Annotated in this window: 6 protein-coding genes and 1 pseudogene; 2 read left to right on the top strand and 5 right to left on the bottom strand. The window is 61.6% G+C overall.

Annotation, left to right across the window (positions count from 1 at the left end):
* Together HLUSI_RS0102080 and HLUSI_RS0102085 are read right to left on the bottom strand one after the other, a co-directional pair.
* On the bottom strand, positions 1-705 hold a 705-nt coding region (locus tag HLUSI_RS0102080), incomplete at its 3' end, for an ABC transporter substrate-binding protein (RefSeq protein WP_016832386.1).
* Positions 706-896: 191 nt separating this feature from the next.
* Complete coding sequence (locus HLUSI_RS0102085) at positions 897-4,052, bottom strand: EAL domain-containing protein (RefSeq protein ID WP_029363021.1); 3,156 nt, start codon at positions 4,050-4,052, stop codon at positions 897-899.
* A 452-nt stretch (positions 4,053-4,504) separates the two neighbouring features.
* On the opposite strand from HLUSI_RS0102085, the gene HLUSI_RS0102090 reads away from it, so the two are divergent.
* Entirely contained in the window at positions 4,505-5,611 is a 1,107-nt protein-coding gene (locus HLUSI_RS0102090; RefSeq protein ID WP_029363022.1) for an S-(hydroxymethyl)glutathione dehydrogenase/class III alcohol dehydrogenase, read from the top strand.
* Position 5,612: 1 nt separating this feature from the next.
* Positions 5,613-6,462, top strand: a pseudogene (gene fghA / locus HLUSI_RS26545) (S-formylglutathione hydrolase).
* Positions 6,463-6,542: 80 nt separating this feature from the next.
* Here the strand turns inward: fghA and HLUSI_RS0102100 are convergent.
* The 3 genes from HLUSI_RS0102100 to HLUSI_RS26550 form a co-directional block, all read right to left on the bottom strand.
* Positions 6,543-8,108, bottom strand: a complete 1,566-nt coding sequence (locus HLUSI_RS0102100) for a DHA2 family efflux MFS transporter permease subunit (RefSeq protein ID WP_016832389.1) — start codon at positions 8,106-8,108, stop codon at positions 6,543-6,545.
* A 15-nt stretch (positions 8,109-8,123) separates the two neighbouring features.
* The gene (locus tag HLUSI_RS0102105; protein ID WP_016832390.1) at positions 8,124-9,359 is read right to left on the bottom strand and encodes an HlyD family secretion protein; all 1,236 of its coding nucleotides are present in this window, start codon (positions 9,357-9,359) and stop codon (positions 8,124-8,126) included.
* Between the two features lie 78 nt (positions 9,360-9,437).
* On the bottom strand, positions 9,438-10,636 hold a 1,199-nt coding region (locus tag HLUSI_RS26550), incomplete at its 5' end, for an efflux transporter outer membrane subunit (protein ID WP_016832391.1).

The following is a 10,636-nucleotide window of genomic DNA, read 5'->3' on the forward strand; positions in this document are numbered from 1 at the left end:
CAGGCGCGCGCCGTCGGAAGTCAGGATGCGGAAGGTGACCTTGTCCCAGTCGGCCTTGCCGCCCCAGTAATTGTCGTTGCGGACCAGCTCGATGCTGTCGCCGCGCTTGAAGTTGCCGAACTTGAACGGACCGGTGCCGATCAGCGCCTTGCCGCTGTTGAAATCTTCGGTGGTGGCGTTTTGCGCCGCCTTCCTGGAGACGATGAAGATGGTGCTGACGTCCAGCGCGAGGGGACCGTAAGGCGTCGCGGTCTTCAGGCGCACGGTGTAGGGATCGACGATTTCCTTGCCGATGATCTGCTTGGTGTAGCTGGTGAACGGGCCGGGGCTGTTGGTCAGCGTAGCGGGGCGGTCGAGCGAGAACACCACGTCCTCGGCGGTGAAATCGGAACCGTCATGGAACTTGACGCCGCGGCGCAGCTTGAACTCCCAGGTGGTCGGATCGATCGCTTTCCACGAGACCGCCAGGCCAGGGATCAGCTTGCCGGTCGCGTCGACGTTGACCAGCGCGTCGAACAGGTGCGACGACAGCGAAATGTTCGGGGCGATGTTGTTGAAATGCGGGTCCAGCGTGGATACGTCGGCGAACAGGCCGAGCTTGAGTTCGGCGGCCAGCGACGATTGCGCGGTCAGCGGCAGCACGGCGGCGGCGGCCAGGCCGGTGAACGCCAGGCTAAGCAATTTTTTCTTGAAGGACAGTGCCATCACGACTCCCATGAATGAATGATTTGAAGCAGGCTTATTTTATGAGGACTTGTTGATGCAGGTGCAACAAAGTTCCTATTTGCTTATGCGGAAAACGTGCGCAACGACACAAGAACAGCATGAAAACACACGAAAGCGTCAATGTACATGCATTGGGAATTTTCTGCCGCCGGGATGAATGCGGCAGGGGTTCAGGCGGGATGGCGCCGCTGCAATATCTCCACGAATTGCTCGTGCGGGACGGGGCGGCTGAAGAAGTAGCCCTGGTATTCATCGGAGCCGAATACTTGCAAGGCTTGCAACTGCACTTCGGTTTCCACGCCTTCGGTGACGACCTTGAGATTGAGGGCGTGCGCCATCGCAATGATGGCCTGGACGATGGCGCTGCCGTTGGCGTCGTGCGGGATGTCGGTGATGAAGGAACGATCGATCTTGACGTTGTCGACCGGGAAACGCTTGAGGTAAGCCAGCGATGAATAGCCGGTGCCGAAGTCGTCGATCGAGATCGTGAAGCCGAGCGCGCGGATGCCGTCCATGATGGCGATGGCTTGTTCACGGTTGTGCATCACCATGCTTTCGGTGATCTCGAATTCCAGGCTGGCCGAGGATACGCCGCGGGCCTGCACCACGCGCTGGATGTCGGCCAGCAGGTTGTCGTCGTTGAACTGGCTGCCGGCCAGGTTGATGGCGATACGGCCGAACGGCAGGTTCAGCTGGGTGAGCTTGACGATGTCGGCGCAGGCGCTGTCGAGCACCAGCAGGCCGATCTGGTCGATCAGGCCGGCCTCTTCGGCCAGGCCGATGAATTCGGCAGGCGCCAGCAGACCGCGCACCGGATGCTGCCAGCGCACCAGCGCTTCGGCACCGACGATGCGCGCGCTGGCGAGCTCGACCTTGGGCTGGTAATGCACCACGAATTCACGGCGTTCAATCGCACGGCGCAGTTCGGTTTCGAGCGCGATGCGTTCGACGGTATGGGTGTTGACTTCGTCGGAGTAGAAGCGGTAATCGTCCTTGCCGTTGTGCTTGGCGCGGTACATGGCGATGTCGGCGTTCTTGATCAGCGTCTGCGCATTGGCGCCGTCGGTCGGATAAGTGGCGATGCCGATGCTGGCGCTGAGCTGACATTCGTGGCCGCTGATGTCGAACGGCTTGCGCGCGACCGACAACAGTTTCTGGGCGATTTCGCCGAGTTGCAGCGGGTCGTCGTAATCGTCGACGAGGACGATGAATTCATCGCCGCCGACGCGCGCCAGGATATCCAGCTCGCGCAGGCAGTGGCGGAAGCGCAGCGCGATTTCGCTGAGCAGTGCTTCGCCGGTTTCATGGCCGAAGGTGTCGTTGATGTTCTTGAAGCGATCCAGGTCCATCAGGAACACCGCGACCTGGCCGCCGCGGTGTTCGGCATGGGCGATGGCGTTGCTGATGTGCTGGGTACACAGGAAGCGATTCGGCAGGCCGGTCAGTTCGTCGTAGTGGGCCAGGTGGCGGATGCGCTCTTCGGCCTTGCGGCTTTCGATGGCGACGCTGGCGAGATCGGCCGCGACGCCGGTCAGGTGCAGGTATTCGCTGCTGGGAATGCCGTGCTCCTTGAGTAGCGCCGAGAATACGCCGAGCACCTGGCCTTCCTTGCCGATGATCGGCCAGGAACCGCAGGACGGGAATTCTTCCAGATGGATGAACTGGCGTGCGTTGTTCATCACCGGATCGGTGTGGATATCGCCGACGACGTAGGGCGTGCGCGTGAGGACAGCCTCGCTGCTGGCGCCGTTGCCGTGCGCGATCGGCATGCTCATGTAGCCATGGCGCATGCGGTCCGACAGGCGCGCCGAGATGATCGCCGAGAAATGCGTGTTGTCGTCGTTGAGCATCAGGATGGAACAGATGCTTTGCGGAATCTGCGAATCGGCGAACAGCACGATTTCTTTCAGGATGTCTTCGAGGTCGGCGTCGGTCATCACCAGATGCAGGATGCGGTTCTGGGTCGCTTGCAACAGTTCGGCGCGCTTGCGGGCGCTGATGTCGCGCAGGATCGCGAAAATCGCAAAGCCCTTGTCCAGTTCGGTGCGATTGATGGTGACGTCGGTGTAGATGATCTTGTGGCGGCGAATGGTGACCCATTCGAACTGTTGCGGTTCGCCGGCGATGGCTTTTTCGATCAGCTCGGCGATGTCGGGCTGCTGCAACTGCAGGGCGCTCTGGCGCGAGAACAGGCCGACCTTCTTGCCGATGATGCGCTGCTTGTCGGCAACGCCGAAGAACTTCACGGCGGCCGCATTACAGTCGATGTAGAGCATGTCCGGGCTGAGCAGGACGATGGGATCGTTGCCTTCTTCATACAGCTTGCGATAGCGGTGCTCGCTCTCGGTCAGGACGTCGTCGCGCTTCTGCTTGTAGTTGTAATAGATCAGGAAGGCGATCAGCGCCAGTACGATAAAGCCGCTGATGCCGATCGACAGCAGGATGCGGTTGAGGGTGCGGCTCTTCCATGGCGAGAGCACGTCATCCATGCGACGTGCGTAGACGGCGACCATGCCCGCGCCGGGGATTTTCTTGTAAGTGAACAGCAGGTATTCGCCGGTCAGCGCCGAGTATTCCTCGAAGGCGCCTTCGGGCGGGCCGTTGCGGATATAGACCATGCTCTTGGCGTCGCGCAGGCTTTTATCCAGCCAGGCTGCCTCGAACGGCGAACGGATCATCAGCGAACCGTCGTCCTTGCGCAGCGAGACGATGGCCTGGTAATTGGTGATGCGTTTGTAGAAGTCGAAGAAATAGGCCACGCGCAGCTCGGCCACGATCATGCCTACGTGTTGCCCGCGCATGTACAGGTTGCGCGCAACGGGCAGCACCAGTTCCTGGTTGTAGCGGCTCCTGGCGAGCATGCCGACGAAGTAGTGCGGCAGGGCAGGATTGGCGTCGACCTCGCGCAATTGCAGGTCGTTGAGTTCGATCTCGGTGGCGCCGACGCGCATGGAGCTGGCGCGGCTGACGCCGGTCAGGTCGACGAAGCGCAGCGACTGCACCGGCGCCAGCGCCTGCTTTTCATCGGCCAGCAACTGATAGAGGCCGACGTCGTCGTCGAGGATGTGCTGGTCGGCGGTCTGGATGGCCAGCGCGGTCGACGCCAGCATGTGGTCGATATCGATGAGGATACGTTCCGCGTGTTCTTCGACGCTGCGTACGGCCACCATGGAGCTGCTTTTTTCGGAGGCGATCGTGAGTTGCCGGTCCTGCTCGACTTCCCACCAAGTCTGAGCGCTGATGACGGCGATGACGAATACCACAAAAAAAAGCAAGGTCCGTAAAGTACTGGTTGCCCTTCCTAGCGACTTTATCCCTTTTCCCATTTGGCCAGTATTGAGTGATGTTGCTTTAATCAAAACAAAACCGGTGTCCCCCGGTAATTGTTCTTGTCCGCTAGGAATATTACTTGCCAAGATCGATCCTGTTCTATTTCTTCTGTGAATCGTCTTGTTTATGGATTAACCATACCGCAAGCAAAATGCTTTGTCATCCGTCGCTGATTTGTCAGTCAGATGCAGACAGGTCGTTTACGGACAAAGTTCTGCTTCCTTGAGCGATGGACAATTATTTCCTTGCAAACCAATTCCGTCCGGCAATGCGATAATACGGACCTTCGGCGGAAGGCGTCCCAGTTGCCTGTTTTTTGTGCAGAGGGGGTGGCCTGGAATGCGATCCGTTCGCAATACGCCGCACAGGCGTCTCCGATACGCCAGTGCATGCCGATGAATTCTATAAGTACGCCGACATTTTCCATCAACAGATCAAAGGGACATTCATGAAGACCAAAGCAGCAGTCGCCTGGCAAGCCGGCAAACCATTGACCATTGAGGAAGTCGAGCTGGGCGGCCCGAAGGCCGGCGAAGTACTGGTCGAGATCAAGGCCACGGGCATTTGCCATACCGATTACTACACGCTCTCGGGCGCTGATCCCGAAGGTATTTTCCCTGCCATCCTCGGCCATGAAGGGGCGGGTGTGGTGGTCGATGTCGGTCCGGGCGTCAAGAGCCTGAAGAAGGACGACCACGTCATCCCGCTGTACACGCCGGAATGCCGCGAGTGCAAGTTCTGCCTCTCGCAAAAAACCAACCTGTGCCAGGCGATCCGCTCGACCCAGGGCCGCGGCCTGATGCCGGACGCGACCAGCCGCTTTTCGCTGGACGGCAAGCCGCTGTTCCACTACATGGGCACGTCGACGTTTTCCAACTACATCGTGGTGCCGGAAATCGCCCTGGCCAAGATCCGTGAAGATGCGCCGTTCGACAAGGTCTGCTACATCGGCTGCGGCGTCACCACCGGCGTCGGCGCGGTGCTGTTCACCGCCAAGGTGGAGGCGGGCGCCAACGTGGTCGTATTCGGCCTCGGCGGCATCGGCCTGAACGTGATCCAGGCGGCCAGGATGGTGGGCGCCAACAAGATCATCGGCGTCGACCTGAATCCGGGCCGTGAAGCCATGGCGCGCAAATTCGGCATGACCGACTTCATCAACCCCAAGGATGTTTCCAACGTGGTCGACGCCATCATCGGCCTGACCGACGGCGGCGCCGATTACAGTTTCGAGTGCATCGGCAACACCACCACCATGCGCCAGTCGCTGGAGTGCTGTCACAAGGGCTGGGGCCAGTCGATCATCATCGGCGTGGCCGCAGCCGGCCAGGAAATCAGCACGCGTCCGTTCCAGCTGGTCACCGGCCGGGTCTGGAAGGGCTCGGCCTTCGGCGGCGCACGCGGCCGCACCGACGTGCCCAAGATCGTCGACTGGTACATGGAGGGCAAGCTCAACATCGACGACCTGATCACGCACAAGCTGCCGCTGGAACGCATCAACGAAGGCTTCGACCTGATGAAGAGCGGCGAATCCATTCGCTCCGTCGTCGAGTTCTGACATGGCGCCGGAATCGGAATCGGAATTGCTGAGCGAGCACGCCTGTTTCGGCGGCGTGCAGGGTTTCTACAAACACGACTCGCAAGAGATCGGCCTGTCGATGCGCTTTTCCGTGTTCACGCCGCCGCAGGCGAAGCAGGGACCGGTGCCGGTGCTGTTCTACCTGGCCGGCCTGACCTGCACGGAAGAAACCTTCATGATCAAGGGCGGCGCCCAGCGCGTCGCCGCCGAACTCGGCATCATGCTGGTGGCGCCGGACACCAGTCCGCGCGGGGCGAATATCGCTGGTGAAAGCGACTCCTGGGACTTCGGCGTCGGCGCCGGCTTTTATCTCGACGCCACGCAGGCGCCGTGGAGCAAGCACTACCGCATGGAGTCATACGTGGTGCAGGAGCTGCGTTCGCTGGTCGTGAAAGAGTTTGCGGCGGATGCTGCACGCGCCGGCGTGTTCGGCCACTCAATGGGCGGTCACGGCGCACTGACGCTGGCGTTGCGCCATCCGGACGTCTACCGCTCGGTGTCGGCGTTCGCACCGATCGCGGCGCCGTCGCAATGTCCCTGGGGCGAGAAGGCGTTCGGCAATTATCTTGGAAGCGACCGCTCGGCCTGGTTGGAGCATGACGCCAGCGCGCTCATGCGCAAGGCTGTGACGCCGTTCCCGCAAGGCATCCTGGTTGATCAGGGGCTGGCCGACAAATTCCTCGCGGAGCAATTGTTGCCGCAGGAATTCGAAGCCGCCTGCGCAGCCGTTGACCTTGCGCCGGCATGACGGCTACGACCATGGTTATTACTTCATCTCGAGCTTCATGGAAGATCACCTGCGGTTTCATCACCGTATTTTGTCTTCCTGATCTGTTTGCGGCAGCAATAAAAAAGCGCTCGTTCCGTGAAGGAACGAGCGCTTTTTCTTTGCGCGAACGATGGCGACGGATCAGTGCGCCGCCGCCGCCGCTTCGGCTCCCGCATTGCCCTTGGCCGGCTTGATGATCCAGATCACCGGAATGATCACGAGGAAAATCACGCCCGACAGCCAGAAGATGTCGTTGATGCCGATCATCGCCGCCTGCGCGTTCAGGTTGCGCTCGATCAGGCCGGTGGCCTGCTCGGTGCTCATGCCGAAATTGCCGGTGAGATTGCTGAACATTTGTTGCAAGGCCGTGCTGTAGGGCGTGGCATGTTCCGTCAACTGGGCATGATGGACGATGGTGCGATTGTTCCATGCCGTCGTTGCCACCGAAGTGCCGATCGCACCACAGAATACGCGCACGAAACTCGACAGGCCGGCGGCGGCGGGGATGCGTTCCGGCGGCAGGCCGGACAGCAGCAGCACCGTCAGCGGCACGAAGAACATCGCAGTCGGAATCCCTTGCAGCAGCGTCGGCAAGATGACCGTCCACTGGTCGACTTCGAGGTTGTAGCGCGAACGCATGAAGAACACGCAGGCAAAGCCGACGAAGGACGCCGTGGCCACCTTGCGTGCATCCATGCGCGGCAGGAACTTGCCGATCAGCGGCATCAGGATCACCGCGAAAATCCCGATCGGCGCGGTCGACAGGCCCGAGTCGATGGAGCGATAGCCGAGGTATTGCTGCAGCCATTGCGGCAGCAATACCAGATTGCCGAAGAACACGCCGTAGCCGATCGAGATCGCCACCGTGCCGCCGAAGAAGTTGCGCCTGCCGAACAGGCGCAAGTCCACCACCGGATGGTCGTTGTTCAACTCCCAGATCACGAAGTAGGCGAAGGCCACCGCCGCAATGATGCCCAGCGTCACGATGGTCGGCGAGGCAAACCAGTCCAGGTCCTTGCCCTTGTCGAGCATGATCTGGAACGCCGCCACCCAGGTGATCAGCAACAGCAGGCCAATGGTATCGATCGGCAGTTTATGCGTGGGGCTTTCGCGATCCTTGTAGATCGCCATCGTCATGCCGGCGGCCAGCAAGCCGACCGGGATGTTGATGTAGAAGATCCAGGGCCAGGTATAGGCGTCGGTGATCCAGCCGCCCAGCGCCGGCCCGGCCACCGGTGCGACCACGGCGGTCATGCCCCATAGCGCCAGCGCAAACGAGGCTTTGGACTTGGGGTAGGCCCCCAGCAGCAGCGATTGCGACAACGGCACCATCGGTCCGGCCACCAGGCCTTGCAGGACGCGTGCGCCCAGCAGGATGGGCAGTGTCGGCGCCAGGCCGCACAGCCACGATGCCAGCACGAACAGCAGCACCGAGGAAACGAACAGGCGCACCGCGCCGATGCGCTGCGTCAGCCAGCCGGTCAGCGGAATCGAGATTGCATTAGCCGCTGCAAAAGAGGTAATGACCCAGGTGCCTTCATCGATCGAGACGCCGAGGTTGCCCGAGATGGTCGGGATCGCCACGTTCGCAATCGACGAGTCGAGTACGTTCATGAACACCGCCAGCGACACGCACAAGGTGCCCAGCACCAGCTTGCCGCCGGTCAGCGGCGGTGGAGGTGTATAGGTTTGAGGACTGCTCGCCATGGAGGATGCGTCCGATCAGGTGTGAGGAACGACGATGGCGGCCTTCTTCTTCGACGTCGCCTGGGTGGGCAAGCCACTGGCGTTGTCGCTGATGATGCGCTCGACGATCTCGTCGGCTTGCTTGCCGAGGTCGCTGTAGACATCGGTCTGGAAGTTGGTGGGGACGGCTTCCAGGGTCTTGCCGTCGCCGTGGATGTCCACCGTGGCAGTCGTCGACAGGCCCACGCGCAGCGGATGCGCCTGGACTTCCTGCGGGTCGAGCGCGATGCGCACCGGCACGCGCTGGACCACCTTGATCCAGTTGCCGGTGGCGTTCTGCGCCGGCAGCAGCGAGAAAGCGCCGCCGGTGCCGGCCGAGAAGCCGACCACGGTGCCCTTGTACTTGACGCTGGAACCGTAGACGTCGGCGATTACTTCAACCGGCTGGCCGATGCGGATGTGCTTCAATTGGCCTTCCTTGAAGTTGGCGTCGATCCAGATCTGTTCCAGCGGCACGATGGCCATCAGGGGATTGCCCGGGGCGATGCGCTGACCCAGTTGCACGGAGCGTTTGGAGACGAAGCCGGAGACCGGCGCCACGATGTTCACACGGGCGTAGTTCAGGTAAGCATTGCGCACCTGGGTGGCCGCCTGCAGCACGTTCGGATGTTCGGTCACGCTGGTGTGATCGGTCAGGGCGCGGTTGGCGGCCAGGCTGGCGCGGGCTTGTTCCAGCGATGCGTTGGCGTTCTTGACGGCGTCCTGCGCATGCGCCAGATCTTCTTGCGAGACGGCGCCCGAAGCGATGCCGGCCTGGCGGCGCTGCAGATCGTCGCGGGTTCGCGCCAGGTTGGTTTCAGCTGCGGTCACGTTGGCCGCCAGGGTGTCGTTGTTCAAGAAAGTCTGGCGTGTCTGGCGCACGGCCTGGGCCAATGCCGCTTCGGCTTGCGCCAGGGCGAGCTTGGTGTCGGCGGCGTCGAGCGACACCAGTTGCTGGCCGGCCTTGACGACTTGCGTATCGTCGGCCTTGATCGCCGTGACGGTGCCGCCGACCTGCGCCGAAATCTGCACGACGTTGCCGCCGACATAGGCGTCGTCGGTTTCTTCGAAGAAGCGGGCGTGCAGGAACCAGTACAGGAACAGGCCGATGGCGACGATGATCAGGACCAGCGTCAACAGCAGCAACTGGCGCTTGCGCTTGCCATTGCCGTTACCGTTGGGAGTGTTGGCAGCGTTGGCGGCGTTGCCGTTTTGTGGAAGGGCTTCACTCATGAATTACTCCGTGTATTTCTTTGTTTTTTCTGGGAGGCGCAGCCGCTCATGGGCGGTTGCGTCGCGCTTGGATCAAAATTATCGGGCCTTGGTTGCAGCCGGGCTTGAGGGAGCGGCAGTTGTGACAATCGCCAGTCCCGCCTGCTGCGCATCGAAGCCGCCGCCAAGGGCCTTGAACAGGCCGATCTGCTGGTTGCGCTTGCTGGCTTCCAGGTTGATCAGCGCCTGTTGCTGGCCGAGCAGGGCAGTTTCGGCGTTGAGGACTACCAGTTGCGAGGTCAGTCCGATGCGATAGCGTTCGCGCGCCAGATCGTAGGCGCGTTGTGACGACGCCAGCGCTTCGCGGCGGATCGGCAACTGGCGGTCGATCGAGCGGATGCCGGTGATCTGTCTGGCGACGTCGCCGTAGGCTTCATTGAGCGTCTGGTTATACGACGCCACCGCCATGTCGTACGATGCATACGATCCCTTCAGGTTGGCGCGCAGGGCGCCGCCTTCGAAGATCGGCAGGCTGATCGCAGGACCGAACGCAATGCTCTTGCTGGAGGCCGTGAACGGATTGGAATTGAGCAGCGAGTCGAAGCCGATCATCGCCGACAGATTGATGTCGGGATAGAAGCGCGCCTTGGCGACGTCGATGTCCCTGGTCGCGGCTTCCACCTGCCAGCGCGCCGCGACGATGTCGGGGCGCCGACCCAGCAGGTTCAGCGGCAATTGCGCCGGCAGTTCCGGCGTGATCAGCGTGGCCATGCGCGGCGCGGCGATTTGCAGGCCGCGATCCGGACCTTTGCCGATCAGCACGCCGAGCTGCTGGCGCGTCAACGTGATCTGGCCTTCGCTTTGCACCAGCTGGGCGCGTGCTTCGGCGCTGCTGCCTTGCGACTGGTTGCGTTCGATCTGCGTGTCCAGGCCGGTCTTGACGCGGTCGGCGGTGATCCTTTGCAGCGACTCGCGCTGGTTGACCGTGCGCTGGGCGATATCGTGCAGCGCGTATTCAGTCGCCAGTTGGTTGTAGGTCGAGGCGATCGAGCTGGCCAACACCAGGCGGGTTTCCTGGGCGGCGGCTTCGGCCGCTTTTTGTTGCGACACGGCTTGCGCCAGCGCGGCGTGATTCTTGCCCCAGAGATCCAATTCGTAGCCCAGATTCAGGAAGGCTTTTTTCTCGTTGTACCAGCTGCCGCCGTATGGTGGCGGGTAAATGGTGGTTTCCGGGAACAGGTTGCGCGTGAACGATGCATCGGCGGTCACGGTCGGCAGCAGCGGGGCGCCCTTGCTTT

Source organism: Herbaspirillum lusitanum P6-12 (assembly GCF_000256565.1).
GTDB lineage: Bacteria > Pseudomonadota > Gammaproteobacteria > Burkholderiales > Burkholderiaceae_D > Herbaspirillum > Herbaspirillum lusitanum.